18 protein-coding genes are annotated in these 22,553 nt (G+C 63.6%); 6 read left to right on the top strand and 12 right to left on the bottom strand.

Annotated elements, in window-relative coordinates; genetic code table 11:
* Positions 1–110 precede the first annotated feature (110 nt).
* Complete coding sequence (locus tag AB1451_08760; GenBank protein ID MEW6683000.1) at positions 111–326, bottom strand: type II toxin-antitoxin system Phd/YefM family antitoxin; 216 nt, start codon at positions 324–326, stop codon at positions 111–113.
* A 273-nt stretch (positions 327–599) separates the two neighbouring features.
* On the opposite strand from AB1451_08760, the gene AB1451_08755 reads away from it, so the two are divergent.
* Positions 600–1,901 carry a nodulation protein NfeD gene (locus AB1451_08755; GenBank protein MEW6682999.1) on the top strand — a complete coding sequence of 434 codons (1,302 nt, stop codon included), beginning with the start codon at positions 600–602 and terminating at the stop codon, positions 1,899–1,901.
* A gap of 7 nt (positions 1,902–1,908) precedes the next feature.
* On the top strand, positions 1,909–2,670 hold the full coding sequence (locus AB1451_08750; GenBank protein MEW6682998.1) for a slipin family protein: 762 nt from the start codon (positions 1,909–1,911) through the stop codon (positions 2,668–2,670).
* 12 nt (positions 2,671–2,682) lie between these two features.
* Here AB1451_08750 and ydiK read toward each other — a convergent pair whose 3' ends face one another.
* Positions 2,683–3,768, bottom strand: a complete 1,086-nt coding sequence (gene ydiK / locus AB1451_08745; protein ID MEW6682997.1) for an AI-2E family transporter YdiK — start codon at positions 3,766–3,768, stop codon at positions 2,683–2,685.
* Between the two features lie 178 nt (positions 3,769–3,946).
* On the opposite strand from ydiK, the gene AB1451_08740 reads away from it, so the two are divergent.
* Positions 3,947–5,605, top strand: coding sequence for a hypothetical protein (locus tag AB1451_08740; protein MEW6682996.1), 1,659 nt, complete (start codon positions 3,947–3,949; stop codon positions 5,603–5,605).
* Here the strand turns inward: AB1451_08740 and AB1451_08735 are convergent.
* From AB1451_08735 to AB1451_08690, 10 genes are all read right to left on the bottom strand, one after another.
* Positions 5,509–7,830, bottom strand: coding sequence for a hypothetical protein (locus tag AB1451_08735; protein MEW6682995.1), 2,322 nt, complete (start codon positions 7,828–7,830; stop codon positions 5,509–5,511). The genes AB1451_08740 and AB1451_08735 overlap by 97 nt on opposite strands.
* 16 nt (positions 7,831–7,846) lie before the next feature.
* On the bottom strand, positions 7,847–8,587 hold the full coding sequence (locus AB1451_08730) for a hypothetical protein (GenBank protein MEW6682994.1): 741 nt from the start codon (positions 8,585–8,587) through the stop codon (positions 7,847–7,849).
* A gap of 83 nt (positions 8,588–8,670) precedes the next feature.
* Positions 8,671–9,447, bottom strand: coding sequence for a cytochrome b/b6 domain-containing protein (locus AB1451_08725; GenBank protein ID MEW6682993.1), 777 nt, complete (start codon positions 9,445–9,447; stop codon positions 8,671–8,673).
* 99 nt (positions 9,448–9,546) lie between these two features.
* Positions 9,547–9,975, bottom strand: a complete 429-nt coding sequence (locus tag AB1451_08720; protein MEW6682992.1) for a DoxX family protein — start codon at positions 9,973–9,975, stop codon at positions 9,547–9,549.
* Between the two features lie 266 nt (positions 9,976–10,241).
* Positions 10,242–10,604, bottom strand: a complete 363-nt coding sequence (locus AB1451_08715; protein ID MEW6682991.1) for a cytochrome b5-like heme/steroid binding domain-containing protein — start codon at positions 10,602–10,604, stop codon at positions 10,242–10,244.
* Positions 10,601–11,854 carry a ferredoxin reductase family protein gene (locus AB1451_08710; protein MEW6682990.1) on the bottom strand — a complete coding sequence of 418 codons (1,254 nt, stop codon included), beginning with the start codon at positions 11,852–11,854 and terminating at the stop codon, positions 10,601–10,603. Before AB1451_08710 ends, AB1451_08715 begins: the two co-directional genes overlap by 4 nt.
* A gap of 60 nt (positions 11,855–11,914) precedes the next feature.
* A complete protein-coding gene (locus AB1451_08705; protein ID MEW6682989.1) occupies positions 11,915–12,643 on the bottom strand; it encodes an intradiol ring-cleavage dioxygenase in 729 nt (242 codons plus the stop codon).
* 334 nt (positions 12,644–12,977) lie between these two features.
* A complete protein-coding gene (locus AB1451_08700) occupies positions 12,978–13,544 on the bottom strand; it encodes a YbhB/YbcL family Raf kinase inhibitor-like protein (protein ID MEW6682988.1) in 567 nt (188 codons plus the stop codon).
* Positions 13,545–13,666: 122 nt separating this feature from the next.
* Entirely contained in the window at positions 13,667–14,641 is a 975-nt protein-coding gene (locus tag AB1451_08695; protein ID MEW6682987.1) for an MBL fold metallo-hydrolase, read from the bottom strand.
* Positions 14,638–15,321, bottom strand: a complete 684-nt coding sequence (locus tag AB1451_08690) for a hypothetical protein (GenBank protein ID MEW6682986.1) — start codon at positions 15,319–15,321, stop codon at positions 14,638–14,640. The genes AB1451_08695 and AB1451_08690 overlap by 4 nt, the downstream gene beginning before the upstream one ends.
* Positions 15,322–15,389: 68 nt before the next feature.
* Between AB1451_08690 and AB1451_08685 the strand changes: the two genes are divergently transcribed.
* From AB1451_08685 to AB1451_08675, 3 genes are all read left to right on the top strand, one after another.
* Positions 15,390–16,394, top strand: coding sequence for an AraC family transcriptional regulator (locus AB1451_08685; GenBank protein MEW6682985.1), 1,005 nt, complete (start codon positions 15,390–15,392; stop codon positions 16,392–16,394).
* A gap of 149 nt (positions 16,395–16,543) precedes the next feature.
* Positions 16,544–19,306, top strand: coding sequence for a LuxR C-terminal-related transcriptional regulator (locus AB1451_08680; GenBank protein MEW6682984.1), 2,763 nt, complete (start codon positions 16,544–16,546; stop codon positions 19,304–19,306).
* A gap of 204 nt (positions 19,307–19,510) precedes the next feature.
* Positions 19,511–22,498, top strand: a complete 2,988-nt coding sequence (locus tag AB1451_08675; protein ID MEW6682983.1) for an Ig-like domain-containing protein — start codon at positions 19,511–19,513, stop codon at positions 22,496–22,498.
* Positions 22,499–22,553 lie beyond the last annotated feature (55 nt).

The raw sequence follows: 22,553 nt of genomic DNA, 5'->3' as shown, positions 1-22,553 counted from the left end.
AGGCTCCGCGTGCGACTGTAACAGATCATGCCGAACGCGGCAAGAAACGTCGCAGACTACGAACCGAACTCCGAGAAGGGTTCTGGAGGATAGAGAAAGGAACCGCCGGGTTACCGGCGAGGCCGTTCGACGCGTGGGGTTATCGAGGGCTGCGACGACACGCTCAACGCCTCGATCGCTTCAATCAGCGTCTCGTAGTCTTCACTGGACAGCAGAACCGCGTCACCGGCTTCGTGCGTGATGCGGAAGGCCTCGTGCCCCTTGACCGAGTGCTGCACGAGACGGCCGAGTTCCTGCTTGGCGTGTTCGGTGCTGACGGTCTTCATGGGGGATGGTTCCTCCACCGCTAAGAGCCGAACGAACGGTCGCAGTATACGAAGACTCGTCAGCCAGCGTCAAGCGCTGTAGCCTCGCGGAGCGGGCCTCACGGTTGGGGATGCGCTTTGACGAGCGTCTTTGGTAAGTTGTGGCTATGGGGCGTCAACCTCGCCTGCAAGACTGGCTTGCGCTCGGGCTGGGAGCACTCGCGATTGGTCCGCTAGTCTTTGCGGCCGAACAAGTCGCTGTGACCGCGAGCTCCGCGCCCAGCGCCGTGTTGCTTGGCGTGGGACGGCCCGATCGGTCCGGCCACCGCCGACTACCTCCATCGCGGCTTGGCCAGGGCGCACGCCCGTGGAACCATGCTCGTGATCCTGCGGCTTGATACCCCGGGCGGACTCGATTCCGCCACGCGGGCGATCATCAAAGACATCCTCGCGTCCCCGGTCCCAGTGGCGACGTTTGTCGCGCCGTCCGGTGCGCGCGCCGCGAGCGCCGGGACGTACATTCTGTATGCGAGTCACATCGCCGCGATGGCGCCTGGGACCAATCTGGGAGCCGCAACGCCCGTGCAGATCGGCGCGCCAGCACCCGGCAGCGAGGAACCCGCTCCCGGCAAACGAAAACCCACCCGGGACGAGAGCAAGGAAGAGAGCCGGCAATCGGACGATAAGGACCAGACCGTCAAGCCCGGCATGGAAGAAAAGGCGTTGAACGACGCGATCGCCTACATTCGCGGCCTGGCTCAGTTGCGCGGGCGCAACGTGGAATGGGCGGAACGCGCCGTCCGCACGGCCGCAAGCCTCCCGGCGGACGAGGCCGTTACGATGAACGTCGCGGACCTGATGGCGACCGACGTTCCCGATCTCCTCACCAAGCTCGACGGACGCTCGGTCACGATCGACGGTCGCGCCATCACGCTCTCCACCACCGCGATGCAGGTCGATGCGTTCGAGCCCGACTGGCGCAACCGTTTGCTGTCGGTGATCACCGACCCCAACATCGCCTACATCTTGCTGTTGCTGGGGGTCTACGGGCTGTTCTTCGAGCTGTGGAACCCGGGGTACGTGCTGCCCGGCGTGATGGGCGGCATCTGTCTGCTGTTGGCGCTCTACGCCTTCCAGGTGCTGCCTATCAGCTACGCGGGTTTGGGGCTCATCCTCCTCGGCATCGCGTTCATGGTTGGAGAGGCGTTTCTCCCGAGCTTTGGCGCGCTCGGGATCGGCGGGGTGATCGCCTTCGTGGTCGGATCCATCATCTTGATGGACACCGACGTCGAAGGATACACGGTGGCGTGGCCGTTGGTCCTGACCGTGGCAGCCCTCAGCGCGGCGTTCTTCACCGGGGTCGTCACTCTGGCCCTCAAAGCCCGCCGCCGCGCCGTGGTGAGCGGCGCCGAGGAGCTGCTGGGAGCCAGCGGTGTGGCGCTGGAGGCATTCGCGGACGCGGGTCGCATTCGCATCCACAGTGAAGAGTGGCAGGCACGGACCAGAGTTCCCGTCGCGGCCGGCCAGCGCGTCAGGGTGATCGGCCGCGACGGCTTGGTGTTGGTGGTGGAACCGCTCAATACGGAGGGCCGGTGACATGAATATGGGATTCGTCTCGACCAGCGTCCTGCTCGTGGTGCTCGCGCTCCTGATCTTCGCGTCGATCCGCGTTCTGCGCGAGTATCAGCGGGGCGTGATTTTCCTGCTCGGCCGTTTTTGGCGTGTCAAGGGGCCTGGGCTCATCATCGTGATCCCGGGGATTCAACAAATGGTGCGCGTGGACCTGCGCACCGTGGTCATGGACGTCCCGCCGCAGGACGTGATTTCGCGCGACAACGTGTCGGTCAAGGTCAACGCGGTGGTGTACTTCCGCGTGATCGATCCGCAACGCGCCATCATCCAGGTCGAGGATTTTCTGGCCGCCACCTCGCAACTCGCGCAGACCACGTTGCGCAGCGTGCTGGGCAAGCACGAGCTCGACGAGATGCTGGCGGAACGCGACAAGCTCAACATAGACATTCAGCGGCTCCTGGACGCCTCGACCGACGCCTGGGGCATCAAGGTCTCGAGCGTGGAGATCAAACACGTGGACATCGATCCCACCATGGTGCGCGCCATCGCCCGCCAGGCCGAGGCCGAACGCGAACGACGCGCCAAGGTGATCCACGCGGAGGGCGAACTGCAGGCCGCGGAAAAACTGGTGCAGGCCGCGGAGAAAATCAGCGCCAGCCCCCAGGCCCTGCAGTTGCGGTACCTGCAGACCATCGCCGGCATGGCGAACGAAAAGAGCAATACCATCCTTTTTCCGTTTCCGATGGACGTGGTTGGTCCGTTCCTGGAGGCGATAAAGAAACGTGATGCCTGACACACACCGCGCTTAGCGCGGCTCTCGTTCCGCGGGCGCTGGCTGGGCCTGGCGCCCTTCGTTGACCCATGCCTCGAACATCGAATACGCCACGGCGAGGACGACCGGGCCCACGAAGATCCCGATGAGCCCGAACGCGATCAGACCGCCGATGACGCCGGAAAACACGAGCAAGAGGGGAAGATTTGCGCCCTGTTTGATCAACAACGGACGCAGGATGTTATCGAGCGTGCCGACCACAACTGTCACGACCAGCAGGAAGGTCCCCCAGGTCGGGTCGCCGCGCCAATAGAGCCACACCACCGCGGGCACCAACACGGGCACGGCCCCCAACTGGGCTACGGCTAAGAAAAACATGAGGCCGGTGAGGACCGCGGCGAAGGGCACCCCGGCGATGGCAAGGCCCAGGCCGCCGATCCCCGCCTGGATCAATGCGGTGACCACAACGCCCAGCGCCACGCCCCGAATGGCTTGCGCCGCCAGACGGACCGCCGCGTCTCCGGTCGCACCCGCCAGCCGTTCCGCGAAGCGTCGCACGCTCGCGGCCGCGGTCTCGCCCTGGGCGTACAGGATCGCGGCGATGACAATGGTCAGCAAGGAGTGCGCAAACAAGACGCCAAGGTTGCCGACCTGGGCGACGAACCACTTGGCCACGTCGTCCGCGTAGGGCGCGGCTTTCGCGAACAGGTCCGGAATCCCCTCCGCCGCGATCCGCTCCCAGCCTTCGGCGATCGGCGCGCCGACCAGCGGAAGCGCGCGTAGCCACTCCGGTGGAGTGGGCAGCGCGTCGAAACTGATGGAGCGGACCCACTCCACGATCGGGTCCGCGTTCGCCACGATCGTGCCGATCACGGCCAGAAACGGGAGGATCAGAGCACCCAGTAGGACCAGCGTCATCACCATCACCGCGAGGGTCCGTTTGCCCCACAGCCGGGCCTGCACCGCCAGCATGACGGGCCAGCTCGCCACTACGATCGTCATCGCCCAAATGATCGCCGCAATGAAGGGGCGCAGAATCCAGAGCGACACACCGATCAAGGCACCGATGAAGAGGACCGCGAGAATGTCGCGGGGAAGGTCGCGTTGGACGTCAGCCATCGTGCGCAGATCCGAATGGTCGCCACATGGTAGCCGAGACCCTCGGGAAAAGAAACCACCCGGCGGCATGACCGTCCGGATGCGTGTTGTCTCCACTACCCGTTCTTCCTATAATGCAATTCGGTTCTCCAATCGCGACGACCCGGGAGGTCGTCGGACCACCGGTGCACGGAACATCTTGCCTCCACTGACGCCCAAGGACCTCCTGCTCGCGGCTCGCCTGGAACCCGACCAGGTCGCCGCGTTGCTGACGCCCTACCGATTCAAAGACGTCGCCAAGGCCGACGCGAATCTCCAACTCATCGCCGATGAACCGCGCGTGCGGCACCTCCTGGCCGAGGTGATCGACGAGTTGCTCGACTGCCTGGGGCGATCGCCCGATCCCGATCAGGCGCTCACCTATTTCGAGCGCTTCACCAAGGCGTCCTACAACAAGGCCCAACTCTTTTCCTATTTGAAGGCGTCTCCCTACACGTTGTGGTTGCTCGCCAAGCTCCTGGCCAGCAGCCCCTTCCTCTCCGAGATCCTGATTCGAACTCCCCCGTATCTCTACTGGATCGCGGGCCCCGGAGTCCTCGAAGGTCGCCGGACCAGGGTTGAGCTCGCCCGCGAACTGTCCGGGGTGTTGCGAACGCTCAAGACCCGGGAAGGACAGCTGAGGACCCTCAGCGTGTTCAAGCGAAAGGAGCTCCTGCGCATCGGGGTCAGCGACCTCCTGGGACGATCGAGCGTGGCTCAGACCACCGGAGCGCTCACGGTCCTGGCGGAGGTTCTCATTCAACAGATCTACGAGTTGTGCGACCAGTTGCTCCGAGCGCAGTACGGCCCGCCGATGCGGAGGCCTCGCGGGAAACGACCCGGCCGAGCGGCGTTTACGGTCGTGGGGATGGGAAAACTCGGGGGCGGAGAGCTCAACTTCAGTTCTGATGTTGATCTGATCTACCTCTACGACTCAGCGGACGGCAGCACGAGCGGCCGACCGTCCGGCGGCCCAACCACGCGGATCTCGAACCAGGAATATTTTCAACGGCTCTCGCAAACCATCACCGCGGCGCTGACCGAGGTGACCAACGAGGGGTACGTGTATCGGACGGATTTGCGCCTCCGCCCCGAAGGCCAATTCGGCCCCATCGCCTCCGACCTCAGCGAGGCGCTCAGGTATTACACCAAACGCGGAGCCACCTGGGAGCGACTGGCCTTACTGAAGGCGTGGCCCGTGGCAGGAAACCGACGGCTCGGGCAGGAGTTCCTCCGCCGGGTGTCGTCGTTCGTCTTCCGTCAGCCGTTTTCGCTCAACGACCTCGCAGAGGTCCGCGCAGTGAAGGAGACGATTAACAGCAAGATACGGGCCAAAGGCGAATTGGAGCGGAACGTCAAACTGGGAGTCGGCGGCATTCGCGAAATCGAGTTCATTGTTCAGTCGATCCAGGCCTTCTTCGGTGGAAGGCTACCGGTTATCCGAGAGCGTAATACCCTGAAAGCGCTCGACACGCTTCGACGCCATCAGTTGTTGGAACCCGACACCTCTCGACAGTTGACGGACGCGTATCGGTTTCTCCGGAACGTGGAGCATCGCCTCCAGATGGTGCATGAACTGCAGACCCATTCCCTCCCCATTGATCCGGAGGAGTTACGAATCTGCGCGTTGCGATTGGACTACCGCGACAAGCCGGATGCGACCGCCACCCAGCAACTCCTCGACGAATATCGGCTGCACGCGGGCCGGGTCCATCAGGTCTTTCACTCGCTGTTCGAGAGGCCGCGGACGTCGCCCATCATCCGGGCCGCGTTGCGCAGAACGTCTCGGCGGTCAAACCGCGTGACGAAGAAACGGTGAGCCGTGGCCATGTGCCGGCGTATCGTCGTCGCCAACCTGGCAGCCTCGCGGGTCCAGCTCGGTCCGGTATAACCGAGCCGTCGCGCCAGAAACATCATGTCGTCCGAGCCCGGAGCCGGCAGGACCAGATCGCGCGCGTGCCCCCGCACGATTCGAAGGCCGTCGATCAACGCACGCAGAAACAAGTACGCCTCGCGAAGCTGCTCACGCTCCTTCCGCGAGAGCACCCCGACGCGCCACAGGCCGTCGAGCGCCTCCAAGGTCGACGGCGTCCGCACCTGCCGGTGCGCCCTCCCGTGCATCACCTGCAGGTACTGCACCGCGTACTCGATATCGATCACACCGCCGGGGCCGTATTTCACGTTGGTGGTCCCGGACTGCACCAGTTCCCTGATTTGGCGCAGTCTGAGGTCGACCGCCGCGTCCAAGTCCCACGCCTGATCGCTGTAAACGAACTCATCGCGATGGGCCTCGACTTCCCGGCCCAACTCCTCGTCGCCCGCGACCCAACGTAGCTTGATCAGCGCCTGCCGCTCGAACGGCGCCGCCTCACCCGTTGCACTGTAGTACCGCCGGATCTGCTCCAGCGGCGACGCCAACGGACCAGCGCTTCCGTACGGTCTGAGCCGCAGGTCGATATGAAAGATCCCTTCCTGCCTGGCCTGGATGCCGTCGCGAATCTCCTGCACCAGTCGCTCGAAGTAGACGCTGTTCTCCGTCGGATGACGCCCTCGCGTCCGTCCCGGTCCTCCGTAGACGCAGAGGATTTCGATGTCCGAGGCGTACCCCATTTCGCGCCCGCCGAATTTGCCGAGGCCGCAGATGGCAACGGGACAGGGCGCGCCGCCTTCCAGCAAGGGAACGCCGTACCGTCGATCGAGCGCCGTCCGACAGATGAGCAGCGCCTCCTCCAACACCACGTCGGCAAGATCGGTCAGCGCGTGTGAAAACTCCACCAGGTGATCGGGAGATCCGAGGAGATGGGCCATGTCGATCCGAAACATCTCCCGGTCCTTGTACTGGTTGAGGAGATCGGTCTGGCGATCCAACGTCCGCGCGCGGATCACGGACCGGTGCAACTCGATTGCCATCGTGCGTTTGGTTCGCAGCCGCGCCGCGGTCTTGAAGTCTCGGAGGATCGGAAGCAGATTCTCAAACTGCATCCTCAACACATCTTCCCAGAGGAATTGGCTGCTGCCCAGCAAGCGCGCCAAGAGGTCGCGAACATCGGCCTTCAGGAGAAACGCCACCGAGCGGGACGCGCCGCCCTCCATCAACTTGTCGAGGAACAGGTCGAAGGACACCACGGCTCTCGCGGGGTCGGGGGCCGATGGCAACGAGTGGGTGAACTGTTTGATCATCACACTCGCGGCCCGCAGCAGATCCTGTTCGCGTTTCGCCGCGATCTTCCGGCCGCGCGAATCCGCGAGGAACAGTCGGTCGCGAACTTCGCTCCCCACGTTGTCGATCACGACCCGATGGATGTAGATGCCCCGCAACGCCAGGGCGTTCGAGAACGCAAAGAGAAAGGCCGGGGTGTCTTTGCCGCGGATCTCCATCACCGTCCACTGGGCGGACTCGTGATTGTCGAATCGCACGTCGATGGGATACAACGGACCCATGAACGGGGCGCGGGCCTCGGCAAGACGTTCCACGACCCGCCGATTCACCGCGGCCCGGGCCTCGTGGACCTTGCCGCCTTCGAGCAGCGCGATCAGCGCGCGGAGCTCCGACCGAAACGCTGCCTGCCGCGCGTCATCAAACGTCGTGCCGTCCGACACGCGAACCTGGAACACGTCGACGATCATGCGCCGCGGGTGCGGCGACCGCCGCCGGGGGCGGCCCGCCAGGGGCGTCGTCCGCGGCGCGGGCAGGGTATCAACCTGGCCTGATTGAATGTCCAGCCCGAAGCTGGCCAGCAGTCCGCAGAGGATCGAGAACTCCGCAAAGTAGTCGAACGCGATGATGACAATCTCGAATCGCCGGCCGCCTCGCGACACCACGAGGCTTTCCACCGGATTCTCCGCGTCCAGGCGGGCCGCCAGTCTGATATGGGAGGCGATCTGCTCCGGTGTGTAGCGGGACAGGTACTCGCGATCGACGCGGCGCAGGAAATCCCGGCGAACTTCGTCGCTGATGTCTGGACAGAGCGCGTTGAGGCCGCGTGCCGATACGTCGCCGCGCGTGAGCCTTCGAACCGCGGAGCGGTCGCTCTTTGGCGTCATGACACACGCCGAGGCCTCACGGACTCTGCGCCGCGATCGCTTTGAGAGCCCGGGTGGCTTGGTCGCGAACCATGGAGCAGACGAACACATCTTCGTGTTTCAGACACTGTTGGTAGCCGTCTTCGCCCGACAGCTCGCGTAGACGTTGCGCGAGGGGACTGTCCCCAGGTATCTGCTCCCCGCTCATGAGCAGCGCTTCCGCCGCGTACCATCGAGTTCCCCAGTCAGGCGCGGACAGCGCGCTCGTGAGCGACTCGACGAACGTGGACGCGGGCGTCAACGGAAGCGGAGGACCGACCACGGTCTTCCAGTCCAGGCTCACGTTGGTATGGCGGATGAATTCCATCCGGATCGGGGTGATGTGGTCTTTTGCCGTCGAGGCCCTAAACCGTTGCGGGAGACCTTTGAATGCGGGGGAGGTGGAAGCGGCCACGTACTCCTGCTCACCGGGGGATTGTGCGATGCGCAATCGCTTCAGGCGCAAGTATCGATCCGTGGACTGCGTCGCGGCTGCCACGGTTTTCCCGGTCATGAAATTTGTGATGAGCGTCTCTTTGCCGTTGTCGAGCTGAAAGATCGAGAAATTGCTGAGGCAGTCGGTGCAATAGATCTCGATGTAGCCTTTGTCGGAACCTGCTGGGAGTTGATCGTGCACCACCAAAGGTGAAGACGGCGGTCCCGAGGCGCAGGCCCAGACCAGGACGCAGACCACCAGCCCCCTCAGTAGACTTGCGAATCGGTGAAATCTTTCACCCATCGTCGCTGCCTTGAACATCGGTCGCCTCACCCTGTCAATCAAAGGTCCACCCCCGGGTCCAATCCCTTTTCCCTGACCGACCCCTACCGCCGCTCCCCACCGCGTTCATCGTCGTCGACCGGGCGCCCGGCGATGATTTTTCTTCCCGTGAACATGGCGGAGATGATGCTGCCGCCCTCCCGGATTTCGGTGATCACGACCGCGGCGACGTGCAGCAGCACGACCACTAGCAGCGCATAGAAGGTGTAGAGGTGGATCGTCTCGTACGGTTCTCGGAACGCGCGCATCTCGTCGTACGCGGTCTTGTTGTAGAGCTCAGGGGCGTAGGGGATGAGCGTACCCGGATCAACGCCGGGCGCGGCCACCCATTGCGCGATCCAATGCCCCAGTGGGGGGTAGAAGAGATCCGTTCCGGCCAGCACCAGACCAGTCGTCATCTGAATCACCAGGAGCACGAGCAGGATTGCGATGCCGAGGCGCGCCACCGGGTTGTGTCCCACGTACTGGAGCGGACGACCGGCGACGAACGCGCTGACATAGCTGCGAACCGCGTGGACGTATCCTCGGCCACCCGGCAAAATCGAGCGCCAGCTCGCGTACTGATTCCCCAGGAACGCCCACACGAAGCGCCACAGCAGGTTGGCCGCCAGAAGGTAGCCGATCCATACGTGGATTGTCTTAAGGTTCACCTTGCCGGGGTTGGACACGCCGAGCGCTTTGTCATTGAGCAGCACGACCCCGACGCTCGCCAGCACGAGGACGCAGAGCGCGTTCACCCAATGAAACCAGCGCGTGGGTGCGTCCCACACCGGGTACGATTTCAGTTCAGGCACGTTGGCTTCGATCGGAGCGCTGGTCATGGCGACGCCTCGGGGCGCCCCTTCTGCGAGAAGGCTCTTTGTAAGAGTAGTCCTCCTCGATCTCAAACACAACCTCTCTTTCGGCCGGCGTCCGGGGTATCAGCGCTTCTTCATCATCGCGTCCACGGCGAGGGCGCCCGGGCCGATCACTGCCAGCGCCACCCCCATGCTGACCAAAACCAGCGTGAACTCGATCCCGCGATTCGCGAGGAAGAACCCGTTCGGCAAATGCACCCAGACCATGGCCACGAACATGGCGATCGCGATCAGCACGCTGGCCACCCGGGTCAGCAATCCAATGAACACCAGCAGCCCCCCGAACGTCTCCACCACCGCGACCACGGTCGCCCAGAACAGGCCGGGCACGATCCCGATCTGGTTGAAAAACCCCGCGGTCTCCGACAGCCCGCCTCCGCCGAACGCGCCGAACAACTTCTGAGATCCGTGTCCCATCATCACCAAGCCCAACGCAATCCGAAGGCCGAGCGGCCCATAGTCCCGATACCGATCCAAGAATTCTAAGATCATGGTGTTCCCTCCGGGTTGGCCTATATACCCAAGGTCAACGACCTCGCGGTGGTTCTTTCATGGCTCAGACTTGCTCGCCTGGGGCGAAACCCCTCGGCATGCTTTCCCAAAGCCGGGACGCGTTCCCGAGCTTCCGCTGCATGGTAACGGAGACCATTACAAAAAAGAAACCGCAGCCGTGAGTGGCGGCGAACAAGGTGGCGTCTATAAACTTTTAGTTCATAGTTCACACTATGCCGTTTGGTTTTGGGATATAAATAAATTAACTATTTAAGAACGTCCCCTATCCTATACTGCTGCAAGAGCGCCGATGCGCGAGCCGAGTGCGGCCGTCCTCGGTTTTTGGTGTGAAACGCCGTTGTGGCGTCGCTGCCGCACGAGGGCAGGATCGCCTCCAGCGAGGTTGGGTGCTGCGGCAGATAGACGGAGACGTCGTAGACCTGGCCGTTGATCGCCATCCAGCAATCGTCCGCACGACTGTGCCGACCCACCTCATCCAAGGAATAGCTGATCTCTGCCGGCCGCGTGACCGGTGTGGATGTCGGGGGCGCCCATCGGCTGCTGCCCCAGACCCCTACCACGGCGATTCCAAAGAGCGCGGTCGACACGACGTAGAACCAGCGCATCATCGGAAGTCGAACCGCTCGAAGTGGATGTGCGACTGAGGGGTGCCGTGTTGTCGCAGCCACTTTGTGACCGCCGTGATGAGCGGTGGCGGGCCGCACAGATAGGCGTGACGGCCTGGCAGATCCGACACGGTCGCCAACATTGCGAACAGCGGCGTTGGGTCTTCCTGCATCACAAGGGGCCGCACATGCAAGAGCGGTTGACCCGCGGCGTACCCATTCAGCTCGTCGAGATACGCGGCATCCCGCAGCTCGCGGGACAGGTAGATGAACTCGGTCGATCGCGTGACCGGCCCGGCTCGCAGCGCCGCGAGAAACGGCGTCACGCCGATGCCGCCGGCGATCCAGAGCTCCGGCGCCTCCGGGCGATCCGCGAGGAACGTCCCATACGGTCCCTGGACGCGCGCAGCCACGCCCGCTTCCAGCGACTGGATGTGGCGAGTGCAATCGCCGAGGTCCTTGATGTCGACCGTCAGTGCGCCGTCCGGCGCTGTGTAGCTTGCGGTGAAAGGATGGTACTCGCCGCAGCCGCGATAGTGGGGACCTTCAAAAAACGCCACCATCACGAACTGCCCGGGCGCCACGGCGAGCGGCGTGGCCAGCGGACGCAGCGTGACCTCGCTCAATCGGCGCGACGGGTGGCTGACCGTTGACACTTCGTACGGCCGCGCCCCGCCACCTCGATCCGCGCGCCACACGCGCCAGCTCAGCGCCAGGCCCGCCGAAGCGATCAGCAGCCACGCGCTAACCGACCATCCGCCGACCGTCACCACGTGCGCGAGGCCGAGCATCACGCCCAAGCCCAACGAAGCGTGCAGTGGCCGCCATAGGCTGTACCGCAATCGCCGGCCATAGGTGACGGCGAGCCCGGCCACGAGCCCGAGCAACGCCAGCCAGCCAAGCCCCGCGGTCCAGGACCGAGTAAACGGAGAGAGGATGCGCCACGCGCCCTGCGGGTCTCGGGGAAGGAACTGCGCAGCCAGCGCCAGGGGGTGCGCGAGGATCAGGGCGTAGCCAACCGTGCCGAGCGCGTGGTGCCACCGGTACATGCGTTCAAGCCCGCCGAACCACGCGGCAAAACCCGGCTCGCGTACCATCAGGACCAGACTCACCGATAGCAAACCCGCTCCCAGCCAGCCCAGCCACACGCCTGCGCCAGCCGCTGTCTGCGGCACGGCCGGCAGCGCAATGACTGCCGGCAACCCCGCCAGCGCGAGCGCCAGCGTCACGGGAAGGAAAGGCGCGGGTTTCACGGTGAGGCCTGCACGCGCTTCCAAGACACGGAGCCGATCGCCGAACCCCGCCTCGACCCGTCAGGTCATCTCCAGGCCGATATCGAACGTCCCGGCGTAGCCGGTTTCGGTCTTGGTGACAGCGAGCATGAGCTGCGCGCCGCCGTCCCGGCGGAAGATACCGTCTTGTTGATTGCGGAGCCACCCCGGACCCTTGGTTGAATACGGGGCCTGCGTGTAAATCTGCTCCGAGAGCGCCTCGTCGAAATAGATCTGCGACGTGAACTCGTACCTGCGACGGGACGCGGGCTGGGTCCTGATCTTGAAGTGAATGTGCACGGCGCGGCCTTCGTACCAGCCGGGATAGATGGTGGAGAACTGCGCCGCCCCGCTCGCATCCGTCGTCTGATAGCCGCGCAGAAACTTCTTGCCCGAGGTATCGAACAGGTCGTTCATATCTTCCACGCCTGCATACACGCCCAGCGCATCGCAATGCCAGATGTCCACCATGGCGCCGGGAAGCGGATTGCAGGCGTTGTCGCGGAGCTCGTGGACGCGAAACAAGAGTTGCAGCGGCACGCCCTCTTTCACCGAGCCGTCGGCTGGATCCGATCGAATGTCCGAGCGATTGAGCCGCTCGTCCACGAAATACGGGCCTTCGGTCTGCTCCGGCCGCACAATACACGGCGGGATGGACGCCGCGGGTTCGCCGGCCCACAGACGCCGCCACCACCCCGGATCACAACCCACCAGTAACGCGGCTGACGCCGCCCCGGTAAAGCGGAATAACTGACGTCGATTGAGGTTCATGGCTTGCTCACGAGGACTGTTGTCCATTCATACGACCGGACGGGACACAACCTTCGCGTAGCCTACCGCTCCTTCGGATCTCTACGCTACCGAAAAACTTTACAAGAGAATCGCAGGTTGCTCAAAAAGCTCCAGCTGCAAGGCCGCAGCGAGGAGGAAACCGCAGCGTACTGGGAATTCCCTGGAGGTACGAAACGTTCCCGGGGGATTGCGGTCGTACGTGAGGCGAGTGGCGCCACGAAGAAGTGGCGCCAAGCCACGAGCGCCGCCGAGACGGTGAGGCGGCCGAGGCTCCTCAGTCAGAACGCAGCGGATGGACTTTTTCAGCAACCTGCTACTCCCGAGCCGTGGGATTGAGCGCGTACGTTCCGATGATGGTGGCCTGATCCAGGATGTGGCCTTGCATGGCCCGGAGCGCGTCCGGTCCGGCAAATCGCTGCGGCAGCCCGAGCGACGCGACATCCAGCGCGTACACCGTGAAATGGTAGTGATGCACGCGCTCGTCATTGAACGGCGGCCACGGCCCGTCGTAGCCACCGTAGTCCCCTCCCATGGCCGGATCACTTCCAAACCACTCGCGATAACTGTTGATCCCGCGCACACCATACTCGGTCTTGCCCAGCGGTTTGCCCTTGGGCACCACCCCGTCCGAATCCCGGCCTTCGACGAGACCCGTGATAGTGGACGGGATATCCACCAGCACCCAGTGATAAAAATCCGCGCGCGGGAAATCGTACCGCACTACGCGATCGCTCTTGTTGGCGTCATCTGGCCTGGAGGGCGCATCCACGTCGCGACAGATGATCGCGAACGACTTGGTGCCGGCCGGAAAATCCGACCACCCCAGATGTGGGCTCTTGTTCGGCCCCGGCACCGGCCCGCCCGGCCCCGGAACTCCCATGGCATTGGCGGCAGGGATGCGGGCGTTGTGCTGGAGTGTAAAGAAAAGTGGGGTCGGAGAATGATTCCTTCGGGGGGGCTCTATTTTACCGTTGCCCTGCTTTCCGAGCATGACGCGCACCCTCAGTGGCCGAGGGCTTCGCCTTCGAGATCGCGCACCAGGTTCAGGATGAACATCTCGTTGAAACCGTGCCAGCTCCCATACTTCTCGCGCATCGGAAAGTAGACGGTGTCAAAGTCGTTTGCCATCTGATTGTCGCGCACACCGAAGAGGCCGGTCTTGTGGAGGGCCTCCCGCGCCAGTCTCCGGCCGTCTTCCATCATGTCTCGCCAGTCGAGCAGGTCCTGTTTGGTCCCGTAGCCGAAGTGCGACGGAACGAAGATCTGAAAGTCGAGCGCAGCGACGCGATTGAGCGCCGCGAGGTACCCGGGCGCGTACCGATCAGGCACCCCGACGGGCGGGACGCTCTTGACGAGTCCGAGGTCCGCCGTGAACACCAGTTTCTCGGACGGAAGATGGAAGGCGTAGAGCGTATCCGTGTGTGAGAGCCCCAGGTCAAGGGCCCGAATCTCCATGCCTCCGATGGTGAGCGTGGTGTCGCCGCTGATGAGGCGCGTGGGCTCGAGGACGTCGTCATGCTCAAATTCCTTCCAATACGTCGGGCACTTTTCGTGCGCGATGACCTCGGTCGGCGCCAGCGCCGCGCCACCACGGGCGTGGTCGAGGTGGTAGTGCGAGTAGATGAGCGTGTGGACCTTCTTGCCGGGGAACGTCTGGTCCAGTTCCTTTTTGAGCGCCGTGGCCATCTCAGCGTTCATGGGGTCGATCACCACGAGTCCGGCGTCGGTGACGATGATCAGGTTGCGGTACCAGTTCCACCGAAACGTGTACACCTTCTCGGTGAGCTGTTCGAACGCGGTCCCATCGATGCCCGGCCCGTGGAAGTAGGGTTCGACCGTTGTCATCACCGTCTTGAGGACGAAGCTCCTGCAACCAGCCGCTGACCACAGGATCGTCCCGATCAAGACAATCAGCAGAGCCGTTTTCATGGTGTGCGTCGTGGATCGGCCGGAGATGCGCGGCGAACGACGAGTCATGCGCGGGCCTCCAAGGGAATGGCACGTGGGTCGCCAATAAGCTTCCAGATCGACACAATGTGGAACCACAGCCAAAGCGGCGCAGGGAGAAACACCGCGTACATCATGCTGTGGTAAGGCCCGATCTCGGGCAGCAGCACGAGCGCCAACGTGCTGGCAACCGTCAGAATATCCACGAGCCCGAAGATGTTGGCGAACCACGCGCGTCGAGCCCCTTCGACTCCTGCGGCCAGCGAAAACGCGGCGATCAGGCCGAAGAATCCCGCCCCAATGTGCGTAAAGCCATCTACGATCCCAAATCCCATGGGCAAGACTCCGAGACTCGCTTGCATCAGAAAGGTCGCGCCGAAAAAGACTCGAATCCCTTGAAGCAGCAGCAAGTGTTGTTGCTCGAGGTCGAGCAAAAGGCGGCGGACCGGCGTGAAGGCCAGCAGCGCGGCGCCGACCGCCGCAACGAAGAGAAAGATGATCATGAGAAACGCCACGCCCGAGATGTCGGCCGGGAATACGCGTTTCGCCGAGAGTCCCAGCTGCAGGAGCGCGAGCCAGACGACCATGGCGACGCCGATTCCGGTTCGCAGCTTTGCTGACGACTTGGCGAGGGAGAGCACCCACAGCGTGTAGATCATCATCACAACATCCAGCCCCATCATGAACCACGCGGACGCGTTTTCGGACATGGCGATTGCCTCCTTTTATGCTAGGATGTTCAACGGTTACAGACTAGCTGCCACAGTCGGTTTGAACAATGCTCAAAACAACCGAATCATTTGCCAAAACAACTAAGAGTGATTCTCCAATCGATTGTCTCAGTGATGTTCTCAGGTCGATGCGAATTAGCGGGAGCTTGTTGCTGAGGGAGGAGTATGCGTCGCCTTGGGCAATCTCGATCCCGGACGCCGAGACACTGGGAGCTCTCTTGCAGGTCAAGACAGAGGTGCGCGTGGTTGCGTTCCACTTCGTCCAGCGGGGGCACGTCGAGATCACGCTCCACAACGGGAACGAGGCAGTCATCGAAGCCGGCGAAGTCGCCATCTGCTTTGCGGGTTCTGCCCACCAGATCTCACAAGGCCTGAATCCTCACGTCATGCCGGTCGAAACGCTGTTGGCCGGTAGCGACAACGTGTTCCGACCCGGCGAGAAACACCGCGCGCGCAGTACGTCGCTCGTGTGCGGCGTGTTCCTCCTGCACGACACCCATCTCAACCCGCTGTTCGCGGCACTTCCGCCCCTGCTTCACTCCTCCGTGTCTCGGTCGAGCGGATGGCACAACCTCTCCGGGGTTGCGGACCTGCTGGCTCAAGAGACGACCCGACGGTCGTTCGGGAGCGGCTATGTGATCGACCGGCTCTTGGAACTGCTGTGCGCCGAGGCGGTTCGATCACACATCGAGAGGACCCATCACCAGGAGGTCGGATGGTTCAGGGGACTCAGAGACCCGACGGTTGGCCGCGCCCTCGTCATGATCCATTCGCGGCCCGGTGAGAACTGGTCGGTCAAGCGTCTGGCCCAAGGTGTGGCGATGTCGCCGTCTCGATTCGCCGCCCGGTTCGCGGCCGCACTCGGTGAGAGCCCCATGGCGTATGTGGCGAAATGGCGGATGAATGTGGCGAGCCGGCTGTTGAATGGGACGCAGCGCGGAATCGGTGAAATCGCCGCCGATGTCGGGTATGTCAGCTTGCCGGCTTTTCATCGGGCTTTCAAGCGCCACTTGGGCGTCCCCCCGGCGACCTGGCGGGGCCGCCAGTCCTAATAGCCAGGTTGTCGGCGGCCATTCAACGCTGATATATTTACGATGAAAGGATCGGATTCGCTTTGCAATCAAAAACCGACCGTGAGTTGATCCCATTCCAGAATCACACCGCCCCTCCGAGCGGTTTCGACTGTCCCGGCTAAAGGGCCATGCCTCACAAACCGCCGCCGATCGCCAAGATCACCTCCCCCTGCCCGGCCCGTATTGTTCACCGGGATCGGCTCTACCGCCTCCTGGACCGCTTTCGCGAGACGCCGCTCCTCTGGATCGAAGGTCCCCCTGGCGCAGGCAAGACGACCCTCGTCGCGGGCTATCTCTCCCGCCGCAAACTGCACCGCCTCTGGTACCGGATCGATCCCGACGACGCCGACATCGCCACCTTCTTCCATTACTTGAAGGGGGCGGTCGATTCCCTCACGGGCCGACGCCGCAAGCCCTTCCTTCCCCTTTTCGCGCCCGAATACCTCCCGAATCCCGCGCCGTTCGCCCGCCGTTTCTTCCGGGCCCTCTTCGGAGCCCTTCCCACCCCATTCATCCTGGTCTTCGACAACATCCGGGAGGTCGATCCCGCATCTCCCTTCTATCATCTCCTGCGCGAAGGACTGGAGGAGGTCCCGGCAGGGGGGAGGGTGGTATTGGTCAGCCGAGAAGCTCCCCCTCCGCCGTTTGCCCGCCTCCAGGCCAACCAGTCGATTGGAGTGATCGACTGGGGGAATCTCCGCCTGACGGAGCGGGAGGCCGAAGGAATCATCCGCCTGCATCGCGGCCCCCGGAGTTCGCGGGAGATGGTCCGACGGCTCCACGCCCAGACGGACGGCTGGACCGCCGGACTGATTCTCCTCCTGAAGGGGGGGAAGGGAGAGCCGTCCGGGTTGGCCACACCGCTTCTCTTCGACTACTTCGCCGGAGAGATTTTCGACAAAACCGATCCCGGCCGGCAAGATTTTCTGTTAAAGAGCGCCTCGCTCCCAGAGATCACACCGAAGATGGCGGAGGCACTGACCGGAGCGCGGGAAGCTGGGAGGATTCTCTCCGAGTTGAACCGGCAGCGATTCTTCGTCGAGCGGAAGGAGGCCCCGGAGCCGATCTACCAGTACCATCCGCTCTTCCGAGACTTTCTCTGCGCAAGAGCGGAGGCGCGCTTTGACCGCGCCACCCTTTTGAAGATCAAACGACGGGCAGGGGAGGTCATGGAATCGTCCGGCCGGGTCGAGGGCGCGATCGATCTTTTCCTTGATGGCGAAGAGGTCGAAGCAGCGATCGGTCTCATTCTTCGGCAGGCTCCGGAGATGGTCGCCCGGGGGCGGTATCATACGTTGGCCGGATGGCTGACGCGGCTCCCTTCCGACCGGTTCGATGACCTTCGGGGAATGGTTGGAGGTAGAAACGGAAACCATGCCCTTGCGTGGCTCCGCTACTGGCGGGGGTGCTGCCGGCTTCCATTCGATCCGGCGGCGGGTCGCGCCGATTTCGAGGCGGCTTTCAAACAGTTTTCGGACCAGGGAAATGATCCCGAAGGAATCCTTCTATCGTGGGCCAGCATTATCGAAACCTATTTCTTTGTTTGTGGAGATTTTCGAGCCTTCGACCGCTGGATCGCCGCCCTCGAATCATGGCTCGCGCGCCATCGGTGGTCTCCTTCCCCCGAGGTTGAAGCGCGCGTATCCTCAGCCATGACCATGGCGCTGCTCTATCGCCGCCCCCATCATCCGGAGTTGAAATCCTGGGCGGCGCGAACCCTCTCCGCTGTCACCAGGATTTGTGATCCGAATCTCCGGATTCATCTGTCCGCCCCGTTGGCCAACTATTACTTCTGGATGGGTGATCCGGCGGGTCTCGGCCATCTCTCTGCGCTCTTCAGAAAGGCGGCCGCTTCCCGGGAGGCCTCTCCGCTCAGCCGGATCCTCGCGAGAACATGGGAATGGGCCGATGTCTGGACGGGAGCTTCCGGTGCCGTCTCCGAAGGATTCGACGCGGCCGAGGCGAGCGGCGTCCCGATGCTAGAGCACCTGTTGCCGGCGGCGGAGGCCTTCAACGCCTTGAACGCCGGCGACCTGGAGCGGGGGAGGGCCTCTCTGGAACAGATGGAGTCTCGGATACGTCATGCCCAGGCCCTTGAGGTCGGTCGATATCATTATCTCTCTTGTCGGTACCACCTCCTTCAAGCAGATCCGACCGCGGCGCTCCCGCATGCCGAAATCGCCTTGGAAATGGCGCGTCGGCAGGGAGTCGTTTTGCCGGAGATCTTTTGCCTTCTGGACATGGCCCAGGCCCATTTGATCCGAAGGGAAGGGGACGAAGGGGCCGACTCCCTGAGACGGGCCCGACGACTCGCTCGCGGCATCCCAAGCCCCCTGATCGAATTTCTCTGTTCCGTCTTTGAGGTCCAATGTTTTCTCTTGTTGGAAGAGAGGAAGAGTCCTTCCGTGGCGGCTGCGAGGGGAAGGGAAAAAATGGAGTCGGCGCTCCGGAGGGCGATTGCCCTTGGCCGGGAGCGGCATTTGTTTAATCTGTCGTTCGTTGCCAAACCGGTGATGGCCCGGCTCTGCGTGAAGGCGCTTGCTGCGGGGATCGAAATTGACTACGTGAGCGCCCTTGTCCGGAAACATCGTCTCTTCCCGGAAGATCTTCCCCTCCTCTGCGCGGGTGAAGCAGGGGGAGACCTCACACTCGCAACGATGTTGAACCTCTTCGCCAACGCCTACCGACTCTCCCGACGCGAACGCGAGGTCGTGGTGTTGCTCACGGCCGGAAAGCAAGCCAAGGAGATCGCCCGCGAGCTCGGCCTGGCCATTCCCACCGTGAAGGAATACCTCGGGTCGGTGTACAGAAAGGTCGGTGTCGACGGCCGCGGACCGCTCATGGCCAAGCTGCTGTCGACCCGGTCCTCACCCCCGTCTCAGATCCTGTAGTCCATCTACGCCCGAGCCGGGTCCTCACCACCTGCCGGAAGCGCGTTCACGGCTGAACCCCTCCGTAAGGAGGGATTGGCTGCGCGGAGTCGCCCATGTTAAGAATGGCTGACTCAGCGGACCAGCCCGCTGCGGTTTTCAGGGCCTGGTCCCCGGCGACGCGATCACCGTGGCCGTAGATTGATCAACGGAGGAGTAGGGAATATGAAGGTTTCCTGGCAACGAGTATTGCTTCCGATCATGCTTCTACTGGCAGCCTGTTCCGGCGGAGGCGGAAACGAAACGCCTGCCCCGGCCGCCAATATCACCACGGCGGGCGGCACCGTGGCGTCCACCGATGGCCAGGCGCAGCTCGTGGTGCCGGCCGGCGCCGCGGCGCAATCCATGAGCGTCACGCTGAACCCGGCGCCGAACGCGGCGCTGCCCGGTGACGTGGTGATCGTGCCCGGGAGCGTCTACCAATTGACCGGCAACGGCGGCCCGCTGTTGACCGATGCAACAATTTCGATCACCCTGCCGGACACCAACCAGAAGTCGAGTGCCGCGCAGGCCGACATGGCGCGTCTCTCCAAACACCAACCGAATCACTTCGCGGACTGCGATGTCGACGGCGACGGCGATATCGACTACTACGACGCTCTGGGGCAAGACTTCCTTGTAGCGGTAGGGGGCTTCGATCCATGCATCGAATCGCCGAAGATCGTCAAAATCACCCCGGCCGCCATCCTTGCGCTGCCCGATTGCGCGCACAACGGGCTCGACATCACATGCACCATCAGCGACTTGTCACCGGGCACGTTCGGCGTGCTGTTTGATGAAACCGCGCCGACGGTGTCCGTCACCCTCGCGAGCAACAGCGTCACCGCGCCGGGCGGGGTCTATGTGCACGCGCGCGCCACGGACAACAAGTCGGTCAAGCGGGTCGACTTGATCGAACAGAAGATCATCGGCAACAGCGTGGTTGCCACCACCGTGATCGCCAGCACCACCGCGCCGGACGGGTCAACGCCTGAGCCCATCCTGTCGGCAGGAACCACGCGCAATTTCGCTTCGTCCGATGATAACGCGACCTACCGGTACCGCGGGTGGGCCGTTGACGGTAACGGCAACCATGCCGCGGTCGTCGCGCTGGGCAACGAACTCGATCTGGTGGTCAACATCCCTCCGACTCCGCCGTCCGACAGCACGCCGCCGACCGTCAGTCTCGCCGCGTCGGCGAACACGGTTCCCGTCGGACAAACCGTGACGCTGACCGCGACCGCGAGCGACGATGTCGGCGTGACCCTGGTCGAGTTTTTCAAGAACGCGGTGAAGATCGGCGAGGACGCGACCGCGCCGTACGAACTGACCACCGCGGCGTTCACCGGCGCCGATCTGGGCGCCCAGACCTTCACCGCCACAGCCAAAGACGCGGCCAACAACAATGCCACCAGCAACAGCGTGCCGGTGACCGTGACCGACACCCAGGCGCCGAGTATCAGCCTGGCCGCGTCCGCCACCAGCGCGACGGTCGGTGAGACCGTGACGCTGACGGCTACCTCGAGCGACAACCTCGGGGTCATGCTGGTCGAGTTCTTCAGGAACGGCGGCAAGATCGGCGAGGACGCGACCGCGCCGTACGAATTCACCACCGCGGCGTTCGTCGACGCCGACATCGGCGTGCAGTCGTTCACCGCCAGGGCCACGGACGCGGCATCCAACAGCGCGACCAGCAGCGCGGTCAATGTCACGGTCACCACCGCCTCGGCGCTCGAAGCCTATGTCAACCCGGCCACGGGGCTTGACACCAACGCCGGCACCAGTAGCGCGCCGTTCAAGACGCTCAACAAGGCCTTCACCACGGTCGGCGCCGGCGGCACCGTGTGGTTGCAGGACGGCAGCTACACCGCGGCGACGGAAGGGGGCCTGGACATCTTTGCCGGTCGGACCGTTCCGGCGGGGGTGGCGATCAAGGCCGTCAATGCCGGCGCGGCGACGATCGGCTTCACGCTGCAATTCCCCAACGGCGGCAGCATCACCGGCGTGGACTTCGACGTCTCCTCCCAAGGCCGCATCCTCGCCAGCGGCGGCACCACCGTGATCTCGGGTCCGCGCTGGACCAAACTTGGCGTCTCGACGTTGAGCAACGGCATCGAGGCCAGCGGCACGGCCAAGGTGCTGGTCGACCCCAACGGCGTGCCGACGCATAACTACGCGCTCACCCCCGGCGCGCTGACCGGGTTTGCGTTGGTGACGGGCACCGCGGAGTTGACCGTCAACGGCGGCGTGCTCGACGGCACGACCGGCACCGGGGGCGCCTTCACGTTCGATGGCGCCAAGCTGTCGCTCGCCAATTTCAAGCTGACGAACACGAGCAATGCCTGGGTCGGCGGCGGGGGCGCGCTGTACATCAGCGGCAACGTCGACAGCACGGTCACGTTGACCAACGTGGAGGTCAATCTCGCCGGCGCGCTTAGCGTGACCTGTCTGGCGGTCGATCGCAATGCGGCAGGCCCGGTTCTCAACCCCTACGTCAAGATCCAGGACTCCGTCATCGCCAACTGCAACGGCGGCGGTGTCCAACTGCGCGAGGGCCTGCCGCTGCTCGAAGTCATCAACAGCCAGATCACCGGCCACGGCCGCTTCGGGATCGAGGCGGGACAGATCGGCTTTGACTCCACGGCCAACGGCTATGCTCGTCCCGGGGTCGTCCTGACGAACAGCACGATCAGCGGCAATGCGCTCGGCGGCATCAGTCTCAACAACGGCGGCGGGGTCGTCATCCTCGGGGGAACGGTCGCCGGCGGCGCGCAGAAGGGCATACAATTGCTGAAAGATTCCGGTATCCCGGAGAACAGCTACACCCTGACAGCCCGCAACGCCGCCCTCTCGGGCAGCGATGCCTTGGTACTCCAGGGCGATGCCGGCGGTACCGAGCCTCTCAACCTCGGCACACAGAGCAGTCCCGGCGGCAACACCATCCTGGGGACGACCACGGGCGTGCGCGTCTCGGTGGAAGCCAATGTGACGGTTCATGCGGTCGGGAACACCTGGGCACCCAACGTGCAGGGCGCGGACGCGGCGGGCCACTACTCGACGGCGAGCTCGGTCTGCGCGGGCGCGAACCCCTGTGACGTGACCAGCGGCAGCGGGACCAACTACACGTTCTTCAACGCAGGGACTGGTGCGACCTTGCGTCTGGCCCACCAGTAAGCACGCATCGGACGCAGACCGCGTCCGTCAGGTGATGGACGTGGAGCGCCGAAGG

Source organism: Nitrospirota bacterium, assembly GCA_040757335.1.
Lineage (GTDB): Bacteria > Nitrospirota > Nitrospiria > 2-01-FULL-66-17 > 2-01-FULL-66-17 > JBFLXB01.
This window is presented reverse-complemented; position numbering and strand designations above follow the sequence as displayed.

What these genes read in the sequence shown, in the direction of transcription:
- AB1451_08760 (MEW6683000.1), bottom strand. Translation starts at nt 326, where the DNA reads ATGAAGACCGTCAGCACCGAACACGCCAAGCAGGAACTCGGCCGTCTC.
- ydiK (MEW6682997.1), bottom strand. Translation starts at nt 3,768, where the DNA reads ATGGCTGACGTCCAACGCGACCTTCCCCGCGACATTCTCGCGGTCCTC.
- AB1451_08720 (MEW6682992.1), bottom strand. Translation starts at nt 9,975, where the DNA reads ATGATCTTAGAATTCTTGGATCGGTATCGGGACTATGGGCCGCTCGGC.
- AB1451_08705 (MEW6682989.1), bottom strand. Translation starts at nt 12,643, where the DNA reads ATGAACCTCAATCGACGTCAGTTATTCCGCTTTACCGGGGCGGCGTCA.
- AB1451_08715 (MEW6682991.1), bottom strand. Translation starts at nt 10,604, where the DNA reads ATGATGCGCTGGTTCTACGTCGTGTCGACCGCGCTCTTTGGAATCGCC.
- AB1451_08680 (MEW6682984.1), top strand. Translation starts at nt 16,544, where the DNA reads ATGCCTCACAAACCGCCGCCGATCGCCAAGATCACCTCCCCCTGCCCG.
- AB1451_08695 (MEW6682987.1), bottom strand. Translation starts at nt 14,641, where the DNA reads ATGACTCGTCGTTCGCCGCGCATCTCCGGCCGATCCACGACGCACACC.
- AB1451_08690 (MEW6682986.1), bottom strand. Translation starts at nt 15,321, where the DNA reads ATGTCCGAAAACGCGTCCGCGTGGTTCATGATGGGGCTGGATGTTGTG.
- AB1451_08700 (MEW6682988.1), bottom strand. Translation starts at nt 13,544, where the DNA reads ATGGGAGTTCCGGGGCCGGGCGGGCCGGTGCCGGGGCCGAACAAGAGC.
- AB1451_08725 (MEW6682993.1), bottom strand. Translation starts at nt 9,447, where the DNA reads ATGACCAGCGCTCCGATCGAAGCCAACGTGCCTGAACTGAAATCGTAC.
- AB1451_08675 (MEW6682983.1), top strand. Translation starts at nt 19,511, where the DNA reads ATGAAGGTTTCCTGGCAACGAGTATTGCTTCCGATCATGCTTCTACTG.
- AB1451_08735 (MEW6682995.1), bottom strand. Translation starts at nt 7,830, where the DNA reads ATGACGCCAAAGAGCGACCGCTCCGCGGTTCGAAGGCTCACGCGCGGC.
- AB1451_08730 (MEW6682994.1), bottom strand. Translation starts at nt 8,587, where the DNA reads ATGGGTGAAAGATTTCACCGATTCGCAAGTCTACTGAGGGGGCTGGTG.
- AB1451_08750 (MEW6682998.1), top strand. Translation starts at nt 1,909, where the DNA reads ATGGGATTCGTCTCGACCAGCGTCCTGCTCGTGGTGCTCGCGCTCCTG.
- AB1451_08685 (MEW6682985.1), top strand. Translation starts at nt 15,390, where the DNA reads ATGCTCAAAACAACCGAATCATTTGCCAAAACAACTAAGAGTGATTCT.